This is a genomic window from Pseudomonas sp. HY7a-MNA-CIBAN-0227, assembly GCF_040310325.1.
GTDB lineage: Bacteria > Pseudomonadota > Gammaproteobacteria > Pseudomonadales > Pseudomonadaceae > Aquipseudomonas.
Genome location: NZ_JBEOPT010000003.1, coordinates 279,748 through 302,951, shown reverse-complemented (window position 1 = coordinate 302,951; position 23,204 = coordinate 279,748). Strand labels below are relative to the sequence as shown.

Genomic DNA, 23,204 nt, shown 5'->3' with positions numbered 1-23,204 from the left:
GTATGTTCGAGAAAATGCAGCGGGCGTTCTGGAAGGCCCTGACGCCGGATTTGATTGCAGAGACGCCACAGGCAGTGGTTGCACCTGTGGGCGAAACGCCGTTGTCGCCGGGCGTATTGAGTGCGTTGGGGGGGGCTGACAACCTCAAGTCGCAACAGCGGGTGGCGCTGACTCGGGTGCGGGTGCAGTTACTAAATTCGGAGAGCTTGGATGAGGTGGCATTACGAGCGGCGGGAGTACCAGGGGTGATGGTATTGGCGGGTGGGGTGGTGCATTTGATTACGGGACTTTAACGTTCAAATCAAATGGCGAGCCCGCTCGCCACAAAGCCTGGCTTCCACAGACTTTTACATTGTTTGAGGGGCCGCATTTTTATAGTTGCGGGGTTTCTTCGGCCGGTTTTGTCTTGTCTACACCCGGCACATGCAGGTTGCCTTCAACCACCTGGTTCCCCTCCAGCTGCGGCTGCGTCACCCAGGTCAGGATGTCGTAATAGCGCCGGATGTTGGCCACAAAGTGCACTGGCTCGCCGCCCCGGGCGTAGCCGTAGCGGGTCTTGCTGTACCACTGCTTCTGCGCCAGGCGCGGCAGCATTTTCTTCACGTCCAGCCACTTGTTCGGGTTCAGGCCTTCTTTCTCGGCCAGCTTGCGGGCGTCGTCCAAATGGCCGCCGCCCACGTTGTAGGCTGCCAGGGCAAACCAGGTGCGGTCCGGTTCCTGGATCTTGTCGTCCAATTCACCCTTGATCATGGCCAGGTACTTGGCGCCACCCTTGATACTTTGCTTGGCGTCCAGGCGGTTGGACACGCCCATCGCCTGGGCGGTGTTCTGGGTCAGCATCATCAAACCGCGCACGCCGGTCTTGGAGGTGACCGTCGGTTGCCATAGGGATTCCTGATAACCGATGGCCGCCAACAGCCGCCAATCGACTTTTTCTTCCTTGGCCGAAGCCTTGAAGTGTTTCTCGTACTTGGGCAGGCGCTGCTGCAAATGCTGGGCGAAGGTGTATGCGCCGACATAGCCAAGGACATCGACGTGCCCGTAATAGCGATCTTTTAGACGCTGCAGGGTGCCGTTCTTCTCCACCTTGTCCAGAAAGCTGTTGACCTCGTTGAGTAGGCTGTTGTCTTCACCGGCGGCCACGGCCCAGCTTTGGTTGCGGGCGTCGCCCAGGTCGAAGGCGACCCGTACGTTGGGGAAGTACACCTGGTTCATTGCCACTTCGTTGGAGTCCACCAGAGTCAGGTCGATCTGGCCTTCGTCGACCATGCGCAAAAGGTCGACCACCTCAACGGCGTCGGATTCTTCGTATTCAATGGCGGGATTTTTCTGCTTCAGCTCGGCCAGTTGTTCGGCGTGGGTGCTGCCCTTGAGCACCATGATCTTCTTGCCCACCAGGTCCGTCGCGTTGGTAGGGCGGGACTGGCCGTTGCGGTAGATGATCTGCGGGGTGACTTCCAGGTAAGGGTGGGAGAAGCGCACCAGTTGGCGGCGCTGCTCGCTGCTGACCAGGCCGGCGGCGGCCAGTACCGGGCCGTTGGGTTTGCCAAGCTGACCGAACAGGTCGTCGAGGTTGTCAGCCGTTTCTATCTCCAGCTTCACCCCCAGGTCTTCGGCAAAGCGCTTGACCAGTTCGTATTCGAAACCGGTTTCGCCGTTGCGGTCCTGGAAATAGGTGGCCGGGCTGTTTCGGGTGATCACCCGCAATACGCCATCCTCCTTGATCCGCTCTAGCGCGCTGGGGTTATCAACACAGGCGCTGAGCATCAGGAAGAGTCCGATTGCGAAGAGCCATTTGGCGCAACGCGGGCATAAAGCAGTTGGGGAGAACATCTGCGCAGTATACGCAAAGGACCCCCGGCGCCATATATCGACAGCGTGGCTGTTGTCTGCTAGCGCCCGAAAACCTAAGCTGCAGCCCGCAGAAATGGGCCTTGGCGCGCGATTGTGACGGTTAAAATAACTGCCTGAAATGACCGGGATGGCGTCCTGGCAGCCGTGCAGTCGGGCCAACTGACGTCCGGCAGCGGCCACAGGTAGCGTTTCGGGTGCCGTTGGCGGCGGTTTACGCTAGAATGCACGGCCTCAAAGCACACCCCTTCCCGAGGCTGTCCCGAAGATGTTGATCCTGCGCGGCGCTCCTGCCCTTTCTGCCTTTCGCCACAGCAAACTCCTTGAGCAACTGAGCCAGAAAGTCCCGGCTGTCAGTGGCTTGTATGCTGAATTTGCTCACTTCGCCGACGTTACCGGCGTCTTGACCGCCGACGAACAGCAAGTGCTGGCGCGTCTTCTGAAGTACGGCCCCAGCGTTCCCGTTCAAGAGCCCACCGGTCGCTTGTTCCTGGTCCTGCCACGGTTCGGCACTATCTCGCCCTGGGCGAGCAAGGCCAGCGATATCGCCCGCAACTGCGGCCTGGAAAAAATCCAGCGTCTGGAACGCGGGATCGCCTTCTATGTCGCCGGCCAGTTCAGCGATGCCGAGGCCGAGCTGATCGCCAGCAGCCTGCATGACCGCATGACCCAGATTATCGTCAGCCAGTTGGAACAGGCCGCCGGCCTGTTCAGCCACGCCGAGCCCAAGCCGCTAACCGCGATTGACGTGCTCGGCGGCGGTCGCCGCGCCCTGGAAAAAGCCAACACCGAACTGGGCCTGGCCCTGGCTGAAGACGAAATCGACTACCTAGTCGATGCCTTCACAGGTCTTGCGCGCAACCCCCACGACATCGAATTGATGATGTTCGCCCAGGCCAACTCCGAGCACTGCCGCCACAAGATCTTCAACGCCAGTTGGGACATTGACGGCCAGAGCCAGGAAAAAAGTCTGTTCGGCATGATCAAGAACACCTACGTGATGCACAGCGAAGGCGTTCTGTCGGCTTATAAAGACAACGCCTCGGTCATCGTCGGCAGTGTTGCCGGCCGTTTCTTCCCGGACCCTGAAACCCGCCAGTACGGCGCGGTGCAGGAGCCGGTGCACATCCTGATGAAAGTCGAGACCCACAACCATCCGACCGCGATTGCCCCGTTCCCGGGCGCAGCCACCGGTTCTGGTGGTGAGATTCGCGACGAAGGTGCCACCGGTCGTGGCGCCAAGCCAAAGGCTGGCCTCACCGGCTTCACCGTGTCCAACCTGCAGATCCCGGGCTTTGAACAGCCGTGGGAAGTGCCGTACGGCAAGCCTGAGCGCATCGTCACCGCACTGGACATCATGATCGAAGGCCCGCTGGGCGGCGCCGCGTTCAACAACGAATTCGGTCGTCCGGCCCTGACGGGTTACTTCCGTACCTTCGAGCAGTCCATCACCACCCCTCACGGTGATGAAGTGCGCGGTTACCACAAGCCGATCATGCTGGCCGGCGGCCTGGGCAACATCCGCGCCGAACACGTACAGAAAGGCGAAATCATCGTCGGCTCCAAGCTGATCGTCCTCGGCGGCCCAGCGATGCTGATTGGCCTGGGCGGTGGCGCCGCTTCCTCCATGGCCACCGGCACCAGCTCGGCGGACCTGGACTTCGCTTCCGTACAGCGCGAAAACCCAGAGATGGAGCGTCGCTGCCAGGAAGTCATCGACCGTTGCTGGCAGTTGGGTGACAAGAACCCAATCAGCTTCATCCACGACGTCGGCGCAGGCGGTTTGTCCAACGCCTTCCCGGAACTGGTCAACGATGGCGACCGTGGCGGCCGCTTCGAACTGCGCAACATTCCAAACGACGAGCCGGGCATGGCCCCGCACGAAATCTGGAGCAACGAATCTCAGGAACGCTACGTATTGGCCGTTGGCCCTGCGGACTTCGAGCGTTTCCAGGCGATCTGCGAACGTGAGCGTTGCCCGTTTGCCGTGGTCGGCGAAGCCACTGCCGAGCCGCAATTGACGGTCACCGACAGCCACTTCGGCAACAGCCCGGTGGACATGCCCCTGGAAGTGCTGCTGGGCAAGGCCCCGCGCATGCACCGTTCGGCGGTCCGCGAAATCGAACTGGGCGACGACTTCGATCCGTCGACACTGGCCATCACCGATTGCGTGGAGCGCGTCCTGCACCACCCGGCTGTTGCCAGCAAAAGCTTCCTGATCACCATTGGCGACCGCACCATCACCGGTCTAGTTGCCCGTGATCAGATGGTCGGCCCGTGGCAGGTTCCTGTGGCCGACGTTGCCGTCACCGCCACCAGCTTCGACGTCTACACCGGTGAAGCCATGGCCATGGGGGAGCGCACGCCGCTGGCCCTGCTGGACGCTCCAGCGTCGGGCCGCATGGCCATCGGTGAAACCCTGACCAACATCTGCGCTTCGCGCATCGGCAAGATCTCTGACATCAAGCTGTCGGCCAACTGGATGTCCGCTGCCGGTCACCCAGGTGAAGACGCCCGTCTGTACGACACCGTTAAAGCCGTCGGCATGGAGCTGTGCCCTGAGCTGGGCATCACCATCCCGGTGGGCAAGGACTCCATGTCCATGGCCACTCGCTGGAACGATGACGGCGTGGACAAGAGCGTCACCTCGCCGCTGTCGCTGATCGTTACCGGCTTTGCGCCGGTCACCGATATTCGTCAGACCCTGACCCCGCAACTGCGCATGGACAAGGGCACCACTGACCTGATCCTCATCGATCTGGGCCGTGGCCAGAACCGCATGGGCGCCTCGATCCTTGCCCAGGTTCACGGCAAACTCGGCAAGCACGCGCCGGACGTTGACGACGCCGAAGACCTGAAAGCCTTCTTCGCCGTGATCCAGGGCCTGAACGCCGACGGTCACCTGCTGGCTTACCACGACCGTTCCGACGGTGGTCTGCTGACCAGCGCCGTGGAAATGGCCTTCGCCGGTCACTGCGGCCTGAGCCTGAACCTCGACGGCCTGGCGGAAACATCTGCGGACATCGCCGCGATTCTGTTCAACGAAGAACTGGGCGCCGTAATCCAGGTTCGCCAGGACGCCACCCCGGACGTGCTCGCGCAATTCAGCGCGGCCGGCCTGGGCGACTGCGTGGCAGTGGTTGGCCAGCCGATCAACAACGGCGAAATCAACATCGTCTTCAACGGCGAAACCGTCTTTGAAGGCCAGCGCCGTCTGCTGCAACGCCAGTGGGCCGAGACCAGCTACCAGATCCAGCGCCTGCGGGACAACGTCGACTGCGCCGAGCAGGAATTCGCCGTGATCCTGGAAGAAGATAACCCGGGCCTGAGCACCAAGCTCAGCTTCGACGTCAACCAGGACATCGCTGCGCCGTACATCAAGAAAGGCATTCGCCCACAGGTTGCCGTACTGCGTGAGCAGGGCGTCAACGGCCAGGTGGAAATGGCGGCCGCGTTCGACCGTGCCGGCTTCAATGCGATTGACGTGCACATGAGCGACATCCTCGCCGGTCGCGTTGATCTCAACGAGTTCAAAGGCCTGGTGGCCTGCGGCGGTTTCTCCTACGGCGATGTGTTGGGTGCCGGTGAAGGCTGGGCTAAGTCGGCGCTGTTTAACAGCCGCGCCCGCGATGCGTTCCAGGGCTTCTTCGAGCGCAACGACAGCTTCACCCTGGGTGTGTGCAACGGTTGCCAGATGATGTCCAACCTCAGCGAACTGATCCCAGGCAGCGAGTTCTGGCCGCACTTTGTGCGCAACCGTTCCGAGCAGTTCGAAGCCCGTGTGGCCATGGTCCAGGTGCAGGAATCGAACTCGATCTTCCTGCGTGGCATGGCCGGTTCGCGCATGCCAATCGCCATCGCCCACGGTGAAGGCCATGCCGAGTTCGAAAGCGAAGAAGCGTTGCTGGAAGCTGACTTGTCCGGTTGTGTGGCCATGCGTTTCGTCGACAACCACGGCAAGGTCACCGAAGGCTACCCGGCCAACCCGAACGGCTCGCCGCGCGGGATCACCGGGCTGACCAGCCGCGACGGTCGCGTCACCATCATGATGCCGCACCCGGAGCGTGTCTTCCGTGCCGTGCAGAACTCCTGGCGCCCGGAAGAGTGGAACGAAGACGGCGCGTGGATGCGCATGTTCCGCAACGCTCGTGTGTGGGTGAACTAAGGCCGTGTACAAGCTCAGCTTCTTTGTGCCCGACAGTCACGTGGACACGGTGAAAACCGCCGTCTTCGCAGCTGGCGGCGGGCGCATCGGCCACTACGACAGCTGCGCCTGGCAAGTGCTGGGCCGCGGCCAGTTCCGCCCGATGGACGGCAGCCAGCCGTTTATCGGCCAGGTGGGGCAGGTTGAAGTGGTTGAGGAATGGAAGGTTGAGTTGGTGGCGGCGGATGAGTTGATCAAGGCCGTTGTGGCTGCGTTGAAGCTTAGCCATCCCTATGAGACGCCGGCTTATGAGGTGTGGCAGTTGGCGGATTTTTGATTCGCTGGCTGTAAAAACAAGAAACCCGCTGGGCCTGAATGGTCAGCGGGTTTTTTGTTGGCTGTGAGGGCCTCATCGCGGGCCAGTAGAGATTTAGGCTCTGGCCCCTATTTCACGGTCACGGACCAACCGCTCCAGGGCCTCACCCAACCCCGATGCCTTGTCACCAATCAGCAAGTGCCAAATGCCGCTTTCCAGCTGGCTTACACCCTGGCAGCCAAGCGCCCTGAGCTGGGATTGCGACAACACCGAACCATCCCCTAATTCCACCCGCAACCGCGTCATGGCTACGGTATTCAGTTGCAGCACATTGGCCCGACCGCCCAGGGCATTCAGCCATTTCTCGGCCTCGTGAACATTGACCTGTGCGCTCTTTTCAACAGGCGCAGCAATCACTGGTGCCGTTCCGACAAACGACGGCATGGCCAGGCGAATCTCGTCAGCAATGCTGTCGGCCATCGGCCCTACCACCACCTGCAAGCTGCCGCCGTTGCCGGGACGAACCACGGCCATCGCACCCAATGCCTTGAGCTCGGCGTCCACCACCTTGTTGCGGTCCACCATGTCCAGGCGCAGACGCGTAGTGCAGGCACCCACGCTGAGCAGATTGTCAGCCCCGCCCAGCGCACGAATGTAGGCACCGGCACGCTGGTTGTCGGTCATGGCTTCGGTGCGCACGACCTGTATGTCTTCGCGCCCCGGTGTCTTCAAGTTGAAGCGACGGATGCAGAAATCAAACACCGTGTAGTAGACCACCGCGTAGGCCAGGCCCACCGGCACCACCAGCCAGCCATTGGTGGACTTGCCCCAGCCGAGGACCATGTCGATAAAACCACCGGAAAAGGTAAAGCCCAAGTGGATGTTCAGCAGGTTAGTGATGCCCATCGACAGGCCGGTTAATAGCGCATGCAGCAGATACAGCAGCGGCGCGAGGAACATGAAGGCGAACTCGATGGGCTCGGTGACGCCGGTGAGGAACGAGGTCAATGCCATCGACAGGAAGATCCCGCCCATGATCTTGCGCCGCTCCGGCAAGGCATTGCGGTACATCGCCAGGCAGGCTGCGGGCAGGCCGAACAGCATCACCGGGAACATACCGGTCATGAACTGGCCGCCCTTGGGGTCGCCGGCAAAATAGCGGGTCAAATCGCCAGTGACCACCGCGCCGGTCACCGGGTCGGTGAAGCTGCCAAACACAAACCAGGCCATGTTGTTGAGGATATGGTGCAGGCCAGTGACGATCAGCAGGCGGTTGAATACGCCGAAGATGAATGCGCCGAAGCTGCCACTTTCCAGCAGCAATACGCCGAAGCTGTTGATGCCATGCTGGATCGGCGGCCAGATCAGGCCGAACACCACGCCCAGGCCGACCGCCGAGAAACCGGTGACAATCGGCACAAACCGCCGCCCACCGAAGAACGCCAGGTATTCGGGCAGCTTAATGTCCTTGAAACGGTTATACAGCGCGCCGGCCATCAGCCCGCTGACGATCCCGGCGAGCATGCCCATATTGATGCTGGCGTCCATCACCTTGAGGGTAGAGATCATCACCAGGTAGCCAATGGCCCCGGCCAAGCCTGCGGTGCCGTTGTTGTCTCGGGCAAACCCCACGGCGATACCGATGGAGAAGATCAACGCCAGGTTGGCGAAGATCGCTTGCCCTGCGTCGTGCATCACGGCGATGTTCAGCAGGTCGGTGTCGCCCAGGCGCAGCAGCAGGCCGGCGATCGGCAGGATCGCGATCGGCAGCATCAGCGCGCGGCCCAGGCGTTGCAACCCTTCGATGAAATATTGGTACATGGCGTGTCTCCCTTTTCTTGTTGTTGTCAGCTCAGCGGCCAGTGGTGTTGACAGGCTTGGCGAACGGCTTTGGCGCTGCTCAGGTTAAGCAGGCCTTGGCTCAATTGCCGGCATTGCGCCGCGTCCAGGTGGCGGACGCGGTCCTTGATTTCTCCGATTTGCAGCGGGCTTACCGACAGCTCGTTGATGCCCAGGCCGATCAGCACCGGTGTGGCCAGCGGGTCGGACGCCAGGGCGCCGCATACGCCGACCCAACGGCCGTGTTTGGCCGCCCCGGCGCAGGTCTGGGCGATCAGGCGTAGCAACGCCGGGTGCAGGGCGTCGACCCTGGCGGCGAGGCCGGCGTGGTCGCGGTCCATGGCCAGGGTGTACTGGGACAGGTCATTGGTGCCGATGGACAGGAAGTCCGCATGCTCGGCCAGTTGCTCGGCCATCAAGGCGGCGGCCGGTACTTCGATCATTACCCCCAGCTCCGGGCGTTGGGTCAGTTTCAGCTCAATGCACAGCTCATCCAGGCGTTGGCGGATGTGCAGCAACTCGTCCACTTCGCTGATCATCGGCAACAGGATGCGGCAGCGCTGCAACGGGCTGACCTGGAGCAGGGCGCGCAGTTGCTGGTCCAGCAGTTCCGGGCGGACCTGGGCCAGGCGTATGCCCCGCAGGCCCAACACCGGGTTGGCTTCGGCGGGCAGCGGCAGGTAGTCCAGTTGTTTGTCGCCGCCGACGTCGATGGTGCGGATGATCACCGACTTGTCGCCCATGGCATCCAGTACGGCTTGATAGGCCTGGCGCTGCTCTTGTTCATCGGGCGCGGTGCGGCGGTCGACAAAGAGGAATTCGGTGCGCAACAGGCCGACGCCGTCGGCGCCGTTTTCATGGGCCATCTGCGCTTCAGCGCTGGAGGCGACATTGGCGGCCACCTCGATACTTACGCCATCCAGGGTGCGGGCGGGCGCCTGGGCTTGGGTTTGTTGCTGCTGGCGGCGGAGTTTTTGTGCCTCGCGTATCTGATGGACTTGTGCGTGGCGCGCGTCATCGGGGGCCAACTCCAGGCGACCGTTGATGGCGTCGAGCACAACCCGTTGGCCTTGGGGCGCATCCAATACGGCCGAGCCCAGTGCGACCACGCAAGGCAAGCCTTTGCCCCGTGCCAGAATCGCCACATGGGAGGTCGCGCCGCCTTCGGCCATGCAGATACCGGCGGCGTTTTGTGCGCTCAGTTGCAGCAGGTCCGACGGTGTCAATTCATGGGCCGCAACAATGGCGCCGGCGGGCAATTCGAAGTGCCAGGCTTCACCCAGCAGCACCCGCAGCACGCGCTGCTGCAAATCCCGCAAGTCATTGGAGCGCTCGGCCAATAAGGGTTTGCCCAATGCCAGCAGTACGGCGCACTGGGCCTGGATCGCATCGCGCCAGGCGTGGGTAGCGGCGCGGCCCTGAGCGATGGCGACACCGGCGGCCACCAGCAGCGCCGGGTCTTCCAGCAGCGCCAGGTGGGCGGCGAAGATTTCCTCTTCTTCAATGTCTTTGTGCCGCCGGGCTTGGGCCAGTGTGTCGCGGATATCGTTGCGCACTTGTTCCAGGGCGTTGTCGAGCAAACGCAGTTGCTCCTCGGCGACGTGGTTGCCGGTGTCTTTCGGCAGCTCAATGCCATTGAGTCGAAACAGTGGCCCACACACCAATCCAGGCGCGGCGCATACACCTTGCAGCACGCCGGGTTCACTGTTGGCGCGACGAGTAGCGACGGCCACCGGCGCATGGGTTTGTGCATGGACCGCCACCGACAAGGCGGCGATCAGCGCTTGCAGCGCCGCGTCGCAATCCTTGCCACGGCAAGTGACCTGAACGTCGTCCTGTTCACCGATACCCAGGCCCATCAAGCCGATCAGGCTGTCGCAGGACGCCGACTTGCCGGCGAAATGCAACTGCGCCTGGCTGCTGAAACCCTGCGCCGTTTTGCGGATCAAGGCTGCGGGGCGGGCATGCAAACCGCCACGGTGAGTGATGCGAATGCTGGCGCTGGCTTGCGCGATTGAGTCATCGACCGCCTGCTGTTGCGCTGGCGAAGAACCGTGTGCGACCACCTGCAACAGCGGTTCCCCGACGTTCACCGCGTTCAATGCAAGCGGTCGCAGCGCAAATTGATCACTGTTGGTGAGAATGATCAGGCTGATAAGACTTTTGCACTGGCGGGCGATGCGATCCAGTTCGAAGCGCACCAGCGGCTGGCCATTACGGACCCGCGCGCCTTGTTCGACCAACAGCTCAAAACCTTCGCCGTTCAACTCCACGGTGTCGATGCCCACGTGCAGCAGCAGTTCGGCGCCGTTATCGGCGCGAATCGTCAGCGCATGCCCGGTACGGGCGACATGAATGATGACCCCATCGCAGGGCGCATGCAGGCAATCATTAATCGGGTCGATGGCGATGCCATCGCCCATGGCGCCGCTGGCGAACACTTCGTCGGGAACGCTGCCCAGGGTCAGTACCGGCCCGCTGAGGGGGGCGCTGAGGGTGAGGTCATTATTATTGTGGGACATGGGCACGGTACTCATCAGGAATGCGCAAAAATCAACTCAGTGGGTACGGGTCACTTTGCTCAGGTGACGCGGCTGGTCCGGGTCCATGCCTCGGGCTTCGGCCAGGCCTGCGGCCATCACGTAGAAGCTCTGGATGGCAAGAATCGGATCAAGGGCCGGGTGTTCGGCGCGGCTCAAGGTCAGGTCACGTTCGGCGATGTCATCGGGTGCGGCCAGCAACACGCGGGCGCCGCGTTGGCGCATATCGGCGGCCAGGCTCAGCAAACCGGCCTGTTCGGCACCGCGTGGGGCGAACACCAGCAGCGGGTAGTTGTCACCGATCAAGGCCATCGGCCCGTGGCGTACTTCGGCGCTGCTGAAGGCTTCGGCCTGGATCGCCGAGGTTTCCTTGAGTTTGAGCGCGGCTTCCTGAGCGATAGCAAAACCGGCGCCACGGCCGATGACCATCAACTGCTGGCAGTCGCGCAGGGCGTCGATGGCCAGGCTCCAGTCCTGTTTGGCGGCTTCACGCAAGCCGTCGGGCAGGGCTTTGCAGGCTTGCAGCAGTTCGGTTTCCTGGTTCCAGTGACCGATCAGTTGGGCGCTGGCGCTCAAGGTGGCGATAAAGCTTTTGGTGGCGGCGACGCTGCGTTCGGGCCCGGCACACAGCGGCACATGGAATTCGCAGGCTGCTTCCAGTGGTGAGTCCTCGGCATTGACCAGCGAAATGCTCAAGGCGCCACGCTTGCGCAGCAGGCGCAGGCTGTTGACCAGGTCCGGGCTTTGCCCCGACTGGGAGAAACCGAAGGCCACCTGGCCACTGACCTTGAGCGGCGATTGCAACATGGTCACCACCGACATCGGCAACGACGCCACGGGAATCCCCAGGTGCTGCATGGTTAGGTAGGCAAAGTAGCTGGCGGCGTGATCCGAGCTGCCACGGGCGATGGTCAACACCACTTGCGGCGGCTGGCGACGCAAGCGTCCGGTAACCTCCACCAGCATTGGTTCCAGGCGTTGCAGTTGAGCCTCGACGGCGTCGCAGGAGGCCAGGGCCTCTTCAAGCATTTTTGAAGTCAATGGTTTCTCCTTCGACCATTACGTCGGTGAGGTTCAGGGAGCGATCCAGGCGCACGCAGTCGGCAAAACTGCCGGGTTGCAGGCGGCCGCGTTCTGTAAGCCCCAGGTAATCGGCGGGAAATTGCGACAGGCGTTGTGAGGCTTCGCTGATGGGCAGGCCGATTTTCACCAGGTTGCGCAGCGCCTGATCCATGGTCAGCGTGCTGCCGGCCAAGGTGCCGTCGGCCAGGCGCACGCCGCCCAGGCATTTGGTCACGGTGTGGCTGCCCAGCTTGTATTCGCCGTCGGGCATGCCAGCGGCAGCGGTGGAATCGGTGACGCAGTACAGGCACGGAATCGCCCGCAAGGCCACGCGCATGGCACCGGGGTGAACGTGCAGCAAGTCGGGGATCAGCTCGGCGTATTTGGCGTGGGCCAATGCAGCGCCAACGATGCCCGGCTCGCGGTGATGCAGCGGGCTCATGGCGTTGTAGAGGTGGGTAAAACTGGTGGCACCGGCAGCGAGGGCGGCGACGCCTTCTTCGTAGCTGCCCAGGGTATGGCCGATCTGCATGCGCACGCCGCGTCCGCTGAGGGCGCGGATCAGACCGTCGTGGCCAGCGATTTCCGGGGCAATGGTGATCACCCGGATCGGCGCCAGGCGCAGGTATTCCTCAACTTCGCTCATCAGCGCGGTGTGGGCGAAGTTCGGTTGTGCGCCGAGTTTTCCGGGGTTGATATAAGGGCCTTCCAGGTGCACACCAAGCACGCGGGCGCTGCCCGCCGGGCGGTTTTCGCAGAAGCGGCCGAGGGCGTCGAGCACGCTGGAGATTTCGTCCACCGGCGCGGTCATGGTCGTGGCCAGCAGCGAGGTGGTGCCAAAGCGCACGTGGGTGCGGGTGATGGTCTCGAAGGCGCTGGCGCCTTCCATGATGTCCTTGCCGCCGCCGCCGTGAACGTGCAAGTCGATAAAGCCCGGCAGCAGGTACGGCAGGTCGTTGTCGCCAGGGTCGCACGGGCTGCCTTCAACGGCGCTGACTTTGCCGTGCTGGTGCACCAGGCGGCCGCGAATCCAGCCTTGAGGCGTGAGGATATTGTCTTCGGACATGGGCAGTTCTCTAAGGCCGCAATTCAGCGGCAAAGTCATAGCGGCGCAGCTCTGCGACAAAGTCGTAGTAGTCGTTGCGGCAGTAGGTATCGGTGATTTCGATCGGAGTGTTGTCTTCGATGTAGCCGACTCGGGTCATCAGCAGCATGGCGGTGCCGGGGGCGATGCCCACCAGTGCGGCGAACTCGTCCGAGGCGTTGATTGCCTGGATGTGCTGCAGCGCGCGAACGATGGGCTTGCCGATGCCCTCCAGGTATTCGTAGAGGGAACTGCCAATGGCCTGCGGGTTGGGGATGATCGAGGCGGGCAGTGCGCTCATTTCGATAGCCATCACCGTGTCATCGGCCTTACGCAGGCGCTTGAGCCGCACCACCTTGTCAGTGGGCGATAGGCACAGGCGGATCAGTTCTTCGTGGGTGGGCGGGGTGATTTCCCGCTCCAGCCATTGGGAGCTTGGGACAAAACCCTTGAGCCGCAACATCTCGCTGAACCCCGAAAGGCGTGACAACGGCTGTTCCAGGCGCGGGGTAATGAAGGTTCCGGAGCCTTGGCTGCGACGGATCAGGCCTTGTTCGAACAGCACTTCCAATGCCTTGCGGGCGGTTACTCGGGAAATGCTCAACAGTTCGCTGAGGGTGCGTTCCGACGGCAACGCCTGCTCGGATTTCCACTGGCCAGCATGAATCGCCGCTTCCAGCTTGCGGGCCAGTTGCAGGTACAGCGGCGTGGATTGTTTACCGTCGGGGCGCAGGGCCAGGATGGGATTCATCTGTAGGGTTTCCGATGCGTTATTGGAGTGTTGTCGCCCGGTAGTGGCTGGAAATTAATACCACTTAAATACCATGTCAATGCTGCCTAAATGGTGCGGGCAAGTGTTTACGGGCGCCTTTATAGTGCGCTTGAGCAAGTGGTATTAGAGAGGTCTTTATTTGGCGCAGAAGTGCGCAGCCTGCGGGGGTGAAATGGTATTCACCGGCAGGCGCTGCCGAGGGCAGAAATTTATTTGGATTTATTTTACGGACGGTTGAAAACTACGGACGAATCTCGATCATCGTGCCGTCCTTGACCAGGTTCCAGACTTCGCGCATGTCGACATTGCGCATACCGATGCAGCCGTCGGTCCAGTCCAGAGTGTGGAACCACTCCTCGGGGTAATCCTCGGCGTCGGGGGTGCCGTGGATCATGATCATGCTGCCCGCCCGCACACCTTCACGGCGCGAGCGGGCGGCGTCGCTGATGTTCGGGTAGGAGATGTGCATGGACAGGTTGAAACGGTCGCTGGTCTTGCGCCAGTCGATCCAATAGAGGCCTTCCGGGGTCTTGCGGTCGCCTTCCACGAGCTTGTGGCCCTTGGGGTTTTTGCCCAGTGAAATGCGGTAGGTCTTAAGGGGCTTGCCGTCGTTGATCAACTGCAACTGATGGGCGGACTTGAGGACCAGGATTTTCTCGACAGGTTTGCCGCCCAGGGTTTCCAGGGTGGAGGCTGACGACAGCGTGGCGAACGACAGGCAGAGCAGAGCAAGCAACCAACGCATTAAAACGGTATCCCTTCAGGTGCTGCCTGGATTGTTATTTTGCCAACTGGGCCAGTGGCGGCACGGACTCGCTGCGCACCGGGAACAGCTGTAGCCGACGGTCGGCGAAAAAGCATTCTAAGGTACGCCCCACCGTGCGGAAAGCCAGCTCGGACCAAGGGATGTCGGCTTCATTGAAAAGCTTCACTTCCAGGCTTTCGGGCCCTGCGCAGAAGTCCAGGTCGATCAGCTCGGCGCGATAGAAAATATGCACCTGGCTGATGTGCGGCACGTCGATCAGCGTGTAGATGCTCAGGTTGCGCACCTTGGCACAGGCTTCTTCCATGGTTTCGCGCATGGCCGCCTGTTCGACGGTCTCGCCGTTTTCCATAAACCCAGCGGGCAGCGTCCAATAGCCCTGGCGCGGTTCGATGGCGCGACGGCACAGCAGCACCTGATCGCCCCAGACCGGCACGGTGCCGGCGACGATATTGGGGTTCTGATAGTGAATGGTCTGACAGTGATCACAGACATAACGCAGGCGCGCGTCGCCTTCGGGAATGCGCTGGGTGACCGGTTTACCGCACTGGCTGCAGAAGTTCATGCTGGGGTTCCTGGAGAGTGCGCCTATCTTGGCGTGGCGGCGTGCCTGCCTGCAAGTTGTCGTTTAGCGACACGGTCCAGGTTTTGGGGTTGGGCGCCCGCACGCTTTGGTGCATGATGCAAGGTAGCCAACAGATCGAGATGACTCATGCTGGACGAGCTACTTCGCCGGGTAAGCAATCATACGCCACGCACGCTGGAGACCGACGCTCGTTTCCCGGAAGCCGCGGTGCTGGTGCCGATTACCCGCAGTGACGAACCCGAACTGATCCTGACCCTGCGGGCCAGCGGCCTGTCGACCCACGGTGGCGAAGTGGCTTTTCCCGGCGGCCGCCGCGACCCGGAAGACCCGGACCTGGTGTTCACCGCCCTGCGTGAGGCCGAAGAAGAAATCGGCCTGCCACCGGGACTGGTGGAAGTGATCGGCCCCTTGAGTCCCTTGATCTCCCTGCACGGTATCCGCGTCACGCCTTATGTCGGGGTCATCCCCGATTACGTCGAGTACCTGGCCAACGACGCCGAGATTGCTGCCGTGTTCAGCGTGCCCCTGGAGTTCTTCCGCCAGGACCCACGCGAACACACCCACCGCATCGATTACCAGGGCCGCAGTTGGTACGTGCCCAGTTATCGTTTTGGCGAATACAAGATCTGGGGCCTTACGGCGATCATGATCGTCGAGCTGATCAACCTGATCTATGACGATGCCGACATCAGCCTGCATCGTCCACCGAAAAGCTTCATCAATACCTAAGCCATCGTTTCGTATGGCAAGCCTTGAGGACCACACCATGAAATACCGCCTGGGCGACGCCCACGTCGAGACCCATCCCCAAAGCTGGGTGGCCCCCAATGCCACGCTGGTGGGCAAGGTCAAGCTGGAAGAGGGTGCCAACGTCTGGTTCAACGCGGTGTTGCGCGGTGATAACGAATTGATCCTGATCGGCAAGAACAGCAACGTCCAGGACGGCACGGTAATGCACACCGACATGGGCTACCCGCTGACCCTGGGCACCGGCGTGACCATCGGCCATAACGCCATGCTGCACGGCTGTACCGTCGGCGATTACAGCCTGATCGGCATTAATGCGGTGATTCTCAACGGGGCGAAGATCGGCAAAAATTGCATCATCGGCGCCAATTCGCTGATCGGCGAAGGCAAGGAAATTCCCGATGGCTCGCTGGTGATGGGCTCGCCCGGCAAAGTAGTGCGGGAACTGACCGAGGCGCAGAAGAAGATGCTTGAAGCCAGCGCTGCGCACTATGTGCATAACGCTCAGCGTTATGCCCGTGATCTGGTCGAGCAAGAAGAATGAACGCCCCTGAACGACCGGTGGCCTCGCCCTGTGTGAATATTTGTGCGCTGGATAACGATGATATCTGCACCGGCTGCCAGCGTACCGTGGACGAAATCACCCGCTGGAGCCGCATGGACAATGCCGCGCGGCGGGTGGTGCTGGGGTTGTGTCACGAGCGGGCGAAGGTGAGTGGGTTGGTGTGGATGATTCCTGGAAAATCTGGCGCCTGATCTTGTGGCGAGCGGGCTTGCCCGCGTTGGAGTGCGCAGCACTCCCTGGCCGGTCGCTGTGATCTATCAGAAAGACCGCAGTGATTGGTTTTATGGCCGCTTCGCGGCCCAACGCGGGCAAGCTCCCTCGCCACATTGCTTCGTTGTGCAGTACCCTGTCGCCTTGTCCACAGGTCTCTCGCCCCATGCTCTTCCTGATCGCCTATATCAGCAGCGTCGTGCTGATCAACTACGCCTTTTCCACCGCTCCCCACCTGGACGTCATCTGGTCCGCCTGGGGCGGGTTGGTGTTTGTCCTGCGCGACATGGTGCAAACCCGTTTCGGTCACGGCGCGATCATCGCCATGCTGGCGGCGTTGGTGCTGTCTTACATCACTTCCGATCCGTCCATCGCCCTGGCCAGTGCCACGGCGTTCGCGGTGTCCGAGTGCATCGACTGGCTGGTGTTCAGCATCACCAAGCGCCCGCTCCACGATCGCCTGTGGATAAGTTCGGCGCTGAGCATTCCCCTCGATACCTTTATCTTTTTCGGCCTGATCGGCGCGCTGACGCCCGCCGTGGTGGGGACCGCTCTGGCCTCGAAATTTGCCGGAGTGACCGTAGTCTGGCTGGCCATGGCCTGGCGCTTGCGCCGCCAGCGCATCGCCAACTGAGGCCAATCTTTACAGTTCATGTAAAATGCCGGCCTTTCCCCCATGATCCGCTCCCCTGAGGACCTGAGATGACCCGAATCGGAACTCCATTGTCGCCAACCGCGACCCGCGTTTTGCTGTGTGGCTGCGGTGAGCTGGGCAAGGAAGTGGTAATCGAACTGCAACGCCTGGGCGTTGAAGTGATTGCCGTGGATCGCTACGCCAATGCGCCGGCGATGCAGGTTGCCCATCGCAGCCACGTCATCAATATGCTCGACGGCGCGGCCCTGCGCGCAGTGATCGAAGCGGAAAAGCCGCATTTCATCGTGCCGGAAATCGAGGCCATCGCCACCGCCACCCTGGTGGAACTGGAAGCTGAAGGCTTCACCGTGATCCCCACCGCACGTGCGGCGCTGCTGACCATGAACCGTGAAGGTATCCGTCGCCTGGCCGCTGAAGAACTGGACCTGCCGACTTCGCCTTACCACTTTGCTGACACTGTAGAAGACTACCGCAAGGCCGTCGAAGACCTCGGCTTCCCATGCGTGGTGAAGCCGGTGATGAGTTCGTCGGGTAAAGGCCAGAGCCTGCTGCGCAGTGCCGATGACGTGCACAAAGCCTGGGACTACGCCCAGGAAGGTGGCCGTGCCGGCAAAGGTCGGGTGATCATCGAAGGCTTTATCGACTTCGACTACGAAATTACCCTGCTGACCGTGCGTCACGTCGGCGGCACCACCTTCTGTGCGCCAGTTGGTCACCGCCAGGAGAAGGGCGATTACCAGGAATCCTGGCAGCCCCAGGCCATGAGCCCGATTGCCCTGGCCGAATCCGAGCGTGTCGCTAAAGCCGTCACTGACGCCTTGGGTGGACGTGGTCTGTTTGGTGTTGAGTTGTTCATCAAGGGTGATCAGGTGTGGTTCAGCGAAGTGTCACCGCGCCCGCACGACACCGGCTTGGTGACGTTGATTTCCCAGGACTTGTCGCAGTTTGCCCTGCATGCGCGGGCAATCCTCGGCTTGCCGATCCCGTTGATTCGTCAGTTTGGGCCTTCGGCTTCGGCGGTGATTCTGGTGGAAGGGCAGTCGACCCAGACGGCATTCTCCAACCTGGGTGCTGCGCTGAGTGAGCCGGATACCGCGCTGCGTCTGTTCGGCAAACCAGAGGTTAATGGTCAGCGTCGCATGGGTGTGGCGTTGGCGCGGGATGAGTCGATCGAGGCTGCTCGGGCCAAGGCGACCCGAGCGTCACAGGCTGTTGTTGTAGAGCTGTAACTGCGGCGCACCCATCGCGGGCAAGCCCGGCTCCCACATTTGACCGCATTGCCATGTAGGGCAGCGATCAAAGTGTGGGAGCGGGCTTGCCCGCGATAACGATCTATTAGCCGACCCGATTTAAATCGTTATTGCGCGTCTCCTTCAGGCACAGCACAGCAATCAAGCTGATCACCGCCGCTGCCGACACATACCCGCCGACATAGCTCAAGCCACCCATTGCTACCAGCTTCTGGGCGAAGAACGGTGCCGCCGAAGCACCGACAATCCCTCCCAGGTTATATGCCGCCGAAGCACCGGTATAACGCACTCGGGTCGGAAACAGTTCCGGCAACATTGCCCCCATCGGTGCGAAAGTCACACCCATCAGAAACAGCTCCAGGCACAGAAACAGCGCCACGGCCCAGGTTGAGCCGTGAGTCAGCAGGGGTTCCATGGTGAAGCCCGACAGGATGGTCAGCACTGCGCCGACGATCAGTACCGGCTTGCGCCCATAACGGTCACTGGCCCAGGCGGCCAGTGGGGTCGCCGCGCCCATGAACAGCACGGCAAAGCACAGCAGGCCGAGGAAGGTTTCGCGGCTGTAACCCAGCGTGGTTACACCGTAACTCAGGGAAAACGCCGTAGTGATGTAGAACAGCGCATAACACACCACCATCGACGCAGCGCCCAGAAATACCGGCATCCCGTGTTGGCTGAACAGTTCCACCAGCGGCATTTTTACCGGCGCCTCTTTGGCCACGGCGTTGGCGAAGACCGGCGTTTCATGCAGTTTCAGGCGCGCATACAGGCCAACCATGACCAGCGCCGCGCTGAGCAGGAACGGAATACGCCAGCCCCAGCTGCGGAACTGCTCGTCGTTCAGGTTCATGGCCAGGATCAGGAACAAGCCGTTGGCCGCCAGGAAACCAATGGAGGGCCCCAGTTGCGGGAACATGCCGAACCAGGCGCGTTTGCCCTTCGGTGCATTCTCGGTGGCCAGCAGTGCCGCCCCACCCCATTCCCCGCCAAGCCCCAGGCCCTGACCGAAACGCAGCACGCAGAGCAGTATCGGTGCCCAGGCGCCGATGGAGTCGTAGCCGGGCAACAAGCCGATCAGCGTGGTGCAAACCCCCATCAACAGCAAGGAAGCGACCAGCGTCGACTTGCGGCCAATGCGATCACCAAAGTGGCCGAACAGCGCCGAACCCAATGGCCGGGCGATAAAGGCAATGCCGAAGGTCAGAAATGACGCAAGCATCTGCGCCGTGCCGGACGTCTGCGGGAAGAATACCGGGCCGATCACCAGCGCAGCGGCGGTGGCATAGATATAGAAGTCGTAGAACTCGATGGCAGTGCCGACGATACTCGCGGTAGCGACTCGGGCGGTCGAGTTGGTCGGGGCGGCGGTCGCCGCCTCGTTATAGGTGGTGCTCATTGAGGTATCCCTGACGGTCATTGCGCGTTTTGACGCGGATTATTATTGGTATTGCACCCATGGATCAGGGCAGTGCGCGGCCGCGGCTCGGGATGGGAGCAAGCATCGGTCAGACACGATAATGCAGTGCTCGGACGCGTTGAGTGCGGGTAGCACGCGGTCGGGCTGGGGCTTGGGTAAGCCGGTTCGATTATAGGAAGGGGGGTGCGGCGTAAACAAGCGCTGAAGTGCGGTCTGGAAGGTTAAGCAGATCTAATGTGGGGGCTGGCTTGCCTGCGATGGTGGTCTGTCAGCTCACATCTTTGGGACTGGCACTCCGCTATTGCCGTGTGGGTATCTACACATTGTTGTGGACAGAGGATGGGGTGCAGATCCGTTATTTTGGTCAGGGCGGATTAGGGTTACGCCCTTACGGCGTGTCACTTTCGAAAAGCCGGAATGCCGGCCCAGACGAAAGTAACCAAAGCGCTCTTGCCCCACCACTTGGTGCCTCGCTTAGGCTCGGCATGCCTTCACTCCGGCATTGCTCCGTGGGCCGCCGCGATGGGCCATCCTTGGCCCAGCGCGGCTAAACCGGCGTCCTGCCGGTTTACCCACGTATCAATACCTGCGTTCAGCCATCGTGGTTAATGGGGCGCCTTAGATCAAAAGCAAAAGCACGGCGGCCTGGTAGCCGACCTGAGTGGTGAAAAGCAAAAGCGGATTTACTGCCCACTGCCCACTGTAGGAGCGAGCTTGCTCGCGATGGTCGTTAACGATGACGCTGGCATCCTGAATCACCGCGGTGCCCTCAGGTTCTTCGCGAGCAAGAACTAGGCGTCCCCCTCGCTCCTACAGAAAAGCGGATTGGTACTGGCGTTGCTCTGTTTTTGATCTGGCTCTTGATCTGCCTGCCCATAAAACTAGAGGCCGAACGTAGGTATTGCGCAGTGGCTAAAGCGGCAAGGATGCCGGTTTAGCCGCGCTGGGCCAGGGATGGCCCATCGCGGCGACCCACGGAGCAATGCCGGAGTTGAGGGCACCCTGAGCCACAGCGAGGCGCCGATAGGTAGGGCAGGAGCGCTTTGCTTACTTTCGTCTGGGCCGGCATTCCGGCTTTTCGAAAGTGAGTCGCTGTAAGAGCGAAACCGCCAGCAGCCGTTACCGCAACAACGGATATGTACTCAATAGCCCCCCTAGAACCCAGCCATCAGCAACCTCAACAGATGTGTCGATACCTATGGCTATCGCAGGCAAGCCAACTCCCACATCGACCGCGTTTCTTCAGGGAAGTGAAGCCGCCATCGGCACCAAGCCGGTATGCCAGATCAGTACCTTGCTCACCCGGTTGTCCTCGGTCTCCAGGGTTTCCAGGCGATAGCGGCCAATTTTCAGGCATACCGAGCAATCAGGAATGGTCTCCAGCGCTTCAGTCACCAGCCCACTGAGGGTCTTCGGCCCGTCGCTGGGCAGGTGCCAGCCCAGGCTTTTGTTCAATTCGCGGATCGAGGCGGCGCCGTCGATCACGTAGCGGCCGTCCAGCTGTGGCTGGATGTGCGGGTTATCCACACTGTGCTCGCTTTCGAATTCGCCGACGATTTCTTCAAGAATATCTTCCAGGGTGACAATCCCCAGCACTTCGCCGTATTCGTCCACCACCATGCCCAGGCGGCGCTGCTGTTTGTGGAAATTCAGCAGTTGCAGTTGCAGGGGCGTGCTTTCCGGGACGAAGTAGGGCTCATGACAAGCGGCCAGCAACGCCTCCTTGGTCAGGCTGGCGTCCGGCAGCAGGTGCTGGATCTGGCGGGTGTTGAGCACCGCCTCGACCTGATTGATGTCGCTGTGGAATATCGGCAGCCGGGTGCGCTGGGAGCTGCGCAGCTGTTCGATGATGTCTTCGATGGGGTCATCCAGGTTGATGCCGTCCACTTCACTGCGGGGCACAAGGATGTCATTGACTGTGATGCTGTCCAGCGCGTGGATGCCCGAAAGGCCCGGCGTACGGCCATTGGGTACTTGCGGTTCCTGCTCGTCATCGTTATCTGGTTGTGGCTCGTCGCTTTTCTTGACTACGCCAGACTTGCGAGCGAAGGGCTTGAGCAGCAACAGGCTGACGCCGTTGAGCAGCCAGGCCAGTGGATAGAGGATTTTCAGCGGCACGCCCAACAGCGTATTGCCAAAACCCAGCACCGCTTGCGGATAACGGGTGGCCAGGGCGCGAGGCAAGTAGTCGGCCAGCACCAGCAACGCGGCGCTGGAGATCAGCCAGCCGAGCCAGGGGCCGTTATCGGCCCAGGCATAGATCGCCAACAGGGTACAGAGGATCACCATCACGGTGCGGCACAGGGTATTGCAGAGAATCAGGCTGTTGCGCGGGAAGTTCAGCCGGGCTGCGGCCTTGTCACCCTGGCGAGTGCCGGGGCGCTGGGCCAGCAAGTGGTGTTGCGCGGCCTCGATGGCGGTAAACAGCGCCGACCATAAAATCAGCAGGGTCACTACCGCGAGCATCGGCCCTAGGGGCAAGTTGTCCATGTTGGCTGCCCGTCAGATATGCAGGATGAATTCGCGGACCAGCTTGCTGCCGAAATACGCCAGCATCAGCAGGCAGAAACCGGCCAGGGTCCAGCGGATCGCCTTGTGCCCGCGCCAGCCGAGGCGGTTGCGGCCCCACAGCAGCACGCTGAACACCACCCAGGCCAGGCACGCCAGTAGGGTTTTGTGCACCAGATGCTGGGCAAACAGGTTTTCGACGAACAGCCAGCCGGAGATCAGTGACAGTGACAGCAAGGTCCAGCCGGCCCAAAGGAAGCCGAACAGCAGGCTTTCCATGGTTTGCAGCGGCGGGAAGTTCTTGATCAGCCCGGAAGGGTTCTTGTGCTTGAGTTGGTGATCCTGCAACAGCAGCAACAAGGCCTGGAACACTGCAATGGTGAACATGCCGTAGGCGAGGATCGACAGCAGGATATGCGCGAGGATACCCGGCTCCTCGTCGATCACCTGCACCGTGCCGGTGGGGGCGAACTGAGCCAGCAGCACCGTCAACATCCCCAGGGGAAAGAGCAGCAACAGCAGGTTTTCCACCGGTATCCGCGCGCAGGCCAACAGGGTCAGGCCGATCACTGCGGCGCCGATCAGACTGGCGGCACTGAAAAAATCCAGGCCCAGGCCAACCGGCGTCAGCAGGTGGGTGAACAGGCTGGCAGCGTGGGCCAGCAGGGCGAGGACGCCAAGGCCTACGAGCAGGCGTTTGTCTGCCTTGGAGCCTTGGGCCAGACGAGTGCCCTGATAGATGGTCGCAGCGGCATACAAGATAGCGGCGGCGAGACTGGGTAGTAAACTGGGTGACAAGGGGAGCATAAATCCTGTTAGGCAAGCCCGAAAGACGCCGAGTTTGGCATACACCTGCGTTCCACGAAAGGCTCCTGGGCCAGACAGCGGGTGTGCA

At 61.5% G+C, this 23,204-nt stretch carries 19 protein-coding genes and 1 pseudogene; 9 read left to right on the top strand and 11 right to left on the bottom strand.

What is annotated here, in order from left to right; genetic code table 11:
• Window positions 1-2: 2 nt before the first annotated feature.
• The gene (locus tag AAEZ06_RS07485) at window positions 3-293 is read left to right on the top strand and encodes a PTS sugar transporter subunit IIB (RefSeq protein ID WP_350613691.1); all 291 of its coding nucleotides are present in this window, start codon (window positions 3-5) and stop codon (window positions 291-293) included.
• A gap of 79 nt (window positions 294-372) precedes the next feature.
• Here AAEZ06_RS07485 and mltF read toward each other — a convergent pair whose 3' ends face one another.
• Entirely contained in the window at window positions 373-1,833 is a 1,461-nt protein-coding gene (mltF, locus tag AAEZ06_RS07480; RefSeq protein ID WP_149411616.1) for a membrane-bound lytic murein transglycosylase MltF, read from the bottom strand.
• Window positions 1,834-2,119: 286 nt separating this feature from the next.
• On the opposite strand from mltF, the gene purL reads away from it, so the two are divergent.
• Together purL and AAEZ06_RS07470 are read left to right on the top strand one after the other, a co-directional pair.
• Window positions 2,120-6,016: a phosphoribosylformylglycinamidine synthase gene (purL, locus tag AAEZ06_RS07475; RefSeq protein WP_149411615.1), complete on the top strand. Its 3,897-nt coding sequence runs from the start codon at window positions 2,120-2,122 to the stop codon at window positions 6,014-6,016.
• 4 nt (window positions 6,017-6,020) lie between these two features.
• On the top strand, window positions 6,021-6,332 hold the full coding sequence (locus AAEZ06_RS07470; RefSeq protein WP_350613690.1) for a YqfO family protein: 312 nt from the start codon (window positions 6,021-6,023) through the stop codon (window positions 6,330-6,332).
• 93 nt (window positions 6,333-6,425) lie between these two features.
• On the opposite strand, the gene nagE is transcribed toward AAEZ06_RS07470, so the two are convergent.
• The 7 genes from nagE to AAEZ06_RS07435 all read right to left on the bottom strand — a co-directional run bounded on the left by nagE (window position 6,426) and on the right by AAEZ06_RS07435 (window position 14,936).
• On the bottom strand, window positions 6,426-8,132 hold the full coding sequence (gene nagE / locus AAEZ06_RS07465) for an N-acetylglucosamine-specific PTS transporter subunit IIBC (RefSeq protein ID WP_350613689.1): 1,707 nt from the start codon (window positions 8,130-8,132) through the stop codon (window positions 6,426-6,428).
• A gap of 26 nt (window positions 8,133-8,158) precedes the next feature.
• Complete coding sequence (gene ptsP / locus AAEZ06_RS07460) at window positions 8,159-10,672, bottom strand: phosphoenolpyruvate--protein phosphotransferase (protein ID WP_350613688.1); 2,514 nt, start codon at window positions 10,670-10,672, stop codon at window positions 8,159-8,161.
• 36 nt (window positions 10,673-10,708) lie between these two features.
• The gene (locus AAEZ06_RS07455; RefSeq protein WP_371923874.1) at window positions 10,709-11,719 is read right to left on the bottom strand and encodes an SIS domain-containing protein; all 1,011 of its coding nucleotides are present in this window, start codon (window positions 11,717-11,719) and stop codon (window positions 10,709-10,711) included.
• Window positions 11,712-12,818 (bottom strand): N-acetylglucosamine-6-phosphate deacetylase, encoded by a 1,107-nt coding sequence (gene nagA, locus AAEZ06_RS07450; protein WP_149411611.1) that lies wholly within the window; start codon window positions 12,816-12,818, stop codon window positions 11,712-11,714. Before nagA ends, AAEZ06_RS07455 begins: the two co-directional genes overlap by 8 nt.
• 10 nt (window positions 12,819-12,828) lie before the next feature.
• Complete coding sequence (locus AAEZ06_RS07445; protein WP_350613685.1) at window positions 12,829-13,587, bottom strand: GntR family transcriptional regulator; 759 nt, start codon at window positions 13,585-13,587, stop codon at window positions 12,829-12,831.
• Between the two features lie 262 nt (window positions 13,588-13,849).
• Window positions 13,850-14,353, bottom strand: a complete 504-nt coding sequence (locus AAEZ06_RS07440; RefSeq protein ID WP_149411609.1) for a L,D-transpeptidase family protein — start codon at window positions 14,351-14,353, stop codon at window positions 13,850-13,852.
• A 34-nt stretch (window positions 14,354-14,387) separates the two neighbouring features.
• Window positions 14,388-14,936 carry an NUDIX hydrolase gene (locus AAEZ06_RS07435; protein ID WP_350613683.1) on the bottom strand — a complete coding sequence of 183 codons (549 nt, stop codon included), beginning with the start codon at window positions 14,934-14,936 and terminating at the stop codon, window positions 14,388-14,390.
• Between the two features lie 147 nt (window positions 14,937-15,083).
• Here AAEZ06_RS07435 and AAEZ06_RS07430 point away from each other — a divergent pair, with 147 nt between their 5' ends.
• The 5 genes from AAEZ06_RS07430 (at window position 15,084) to purT (ending at window position 18,363) form a co-directional block, all read left to right on the top strand.
• Complete coding sequence (locus tag AAEZ06_RS07430) at window positions 15,084-15,686, top strand: CoA pyrophosphatase (protein ID WP_133102120.1); 603 nt, start codon at window positions 15,084-15,086, stop codon at window positions 15,684-15,686.
• Between the two features lie 37 nt (window positions 15,687-15,723).
• A complete protein-coding gene (locus tag AAEZ06_RS07425) occupies window positions 15,724-16,248 on the top strand; it encodes a gamma carbonic anhydrase family protein (RefSeq protein ID WP_350613681.1) in 525 nt (174 codons plus the stop codon).
• Window positions 16,245-16,460: a DUF1289 domain-containing protein gene (locus tag AAEZ06_RS07420; protein WP_149411605.1), complete on the top strand. Its 216-nt coding sequence runs from the start codon at window positions 16,245-16,247 to the stop codon at window positions 16,458-16,460. Before AAEZ06_RS07425 ends, AAEZ06_RS07420 begins: the two co-directional genes overlap by 4 nt.
• 185 nt (window positions 16,461-16,645) lie before the next feature.
• Window positions 16,646-17,113 (top strand): VUT family protein, encoded by a 468-nt coding sequence (locus AAEZ06_RS07415; protein ID WP_149411604.1) that lies wholly within the window; start codon window positions 16,646-16,648, stop codon window positions 17,111-17,113.
• A gap of 68 nt (window positions 17,114-17,181) precedes the next feature.
• Window positions 17,182-18,363 (top strand): formate-dependent phosphoribosylglycinamide formyltransferase, encoded by a 1,182-nt coding sequence (gene purT / locus AAEZ06_RS07410; protein ID WP_149411603.1) that lies wholly within the window; start codon window positions 17,182-17,184, stop codon window positions 18,361-18,363.
• Window positions 18,364-18,469: 106 nt separating this feature from the next.
• Here purT and AAEZ06_RS07405 read toward each other — a convergent pair whose 3' ends face one another.
• Complete coding sequence (locus AAEZ06_RS07405; protein WP_149411602.1) at window positions 18,470-19,780, bottom strand: MFS transporter; 1,311 nt, start codon at window positions 19,778-19,780, stop codon at window positions 18,470-18,472.
• Window positions 19,781-20,482: 702 nt separating this feature from the next.
• Here AAEZ06_RS07405 and AAEZ06_RS07400 point away from each other — a divergent pair.
• Window positions 20,483-20,590, top strand: a pseudogene (locus AAEZ06_RS07400) (outer membrane lipoprotein carrier protein LolA); the annotation flags it as partial.
• A gap of 453 nt (window positions 20,591-21,043) precedes the next feature.
• On the opposite strand, the gene AAEZ06_RS07395 reads toward AAEZ06_RS07400, so the two are convergent.
• Both AAEZ06_RS07395 and AAEZ06_RS07390 read right to left on the bottom strand, forming a co-directional pair.
• A complete protein-coding gene (locus AAEZ06_RS07395) occupies window positions 21,044-22,291 on the bottom strand; it encodes a transporter associated domain-containing protein (RefSeq protein ID WP_149412447.1) in 1,248 nt (415 codons plus the stop codon).
• Window positions 22,292-22,303: 12 nt separating this feature from the next.
• On the bottom strand, window positions 22,304-23,116 hold the full coding sequence (locus AAEZ06_RS07390) for a cytochrome C assembly family protein (protein ID WP_149412448.1): 813 nt from the start codon (window positions 23,114-23,116) through the stop codon (window positions 22,304-22,306).
• Window positions 23,117-23,204: the final 88 nt, after the last annotated feature.

Coding starts and splice junctions, on each gene's coding strand:
- nagA (WP_149411611.1), bottom strand. CDS start 12,818: ATGTCCGAAGACAATATCCTCACGCCTCAAGGCTGGATTCGCGGCCGC.
- AAEZ06_RS07390 (WP_149412448.1), bottom strand. CDS start 23,116: ATGCTCCCCTTGTCACCCAGTTTACTACCCAGTCTCGCCGCCGCTATC.
- AAEZ06_RS07415 (WP_149411604.1), top strand. CDS start 16,646: ATGCTCTTCCTGATCGCCTATATCAGCAGCGTCGTGCTGATCAACTAC.
- AAEZ06_RS07440 (WP_149411609.1), bottom strand. CDS start 14,353: ATGCGTTGGTTGCTTGCTCTGCTCTGCCTGTCGTTCGCCACGCTGTCG.
- purT (WP_149411603.1), top strand. CDS start 17,182: ATGACCCGAATCGGAACTCCATTGTCGCCAACCGCGACCCGCGTTTTG.
- mltF (WP_149411616.1), bottom strand. CDS start 1,833: ATGTTCTCCCCAACTGCTTTATGCCCGCGTTGCGCCAAATGGCTCTTC.
- purL (WP_149411615.1), top strand. CDS start 2,120: ATGTTGATCCTGCGCGGCGCTCCTGCCCTTTCTGCCTTTCGCCACAGC.
- AAEZ06_RS07485 (WP_350613691.1), top strand. CDS start 3: ATGTTCGAGAAAATGCAGCGGGCGTTCTGGAAGGCCCTGACGCCGGAT.
- nagE (WP_350613689.1), bottom strand. CDS start 8,132: ATGTACCAATATTTCATCGAAGGGTTGCAACGCCTGGGCCGCGCGCTG.
- AAEZ06_RS07435 (WP_350613683.1), bottom strand. CDS start 14,936: ATGAACTTCTGCAGCCAGTGCGGTAAACCGGTCACCCAGCGCATTCCC.
- AAEZ06_RS07405 (WP_149411602.1), bottom strand. CDS start 19,780: ATGAGCACCACCTATAACGAGGCGGCGACCGCCGCCCCGACCAACTCG.
- AAEZ06_RS07455 (WP_371923874.1), bottom strand. CDS start 11,719: ATGCTTGAAGAGGCCCTGGCCTCCTGCGACGCCGTCGAGGCTCAACTG.
- ptsP (WP_350613688.1), bottom strand. CDS start 10,672: ATGTCCCACAATAATAATGACCTCACCCTCAGCGCCCCCCTCAGCGGG.
- AAEZ06_RS07445 (WP_350613685.1), bottom strand. CDS start 13,587: ATGAATCCCATCCTGGCCCTGCGCCCCGACGGTAAACAATCCACGCCG.
- AAEZ06_RS07395 (WP_149412447.1), bottom strand. CDS start 22,291: ATGGACAACTTGCCCCTAGGGCCGATGCTCGCGGTAGTGACCCTGCTG.
- AAEZ06_RS07420 (WP_149411605.1), top strand. CDS start 16,245: ATGAACGCCCCTGAACGACCGGTGGCCTCGCCCTGTGTGAATATTTGT.
- AAEZ06_RS07430 (WP_133102120.1), top strand. CDS start 15,084: ATGCTGGACGAGCTACTTCGCCGGGTAAGCAATCATACGCCACGCACG.
- AAEZ06_RS07425 (WP_350613681.1), top strand. CDS start 15,724: ATGAAATACCGCCTGGGCGACGCCCACGTCGAGACCCATCCCCAAAGC.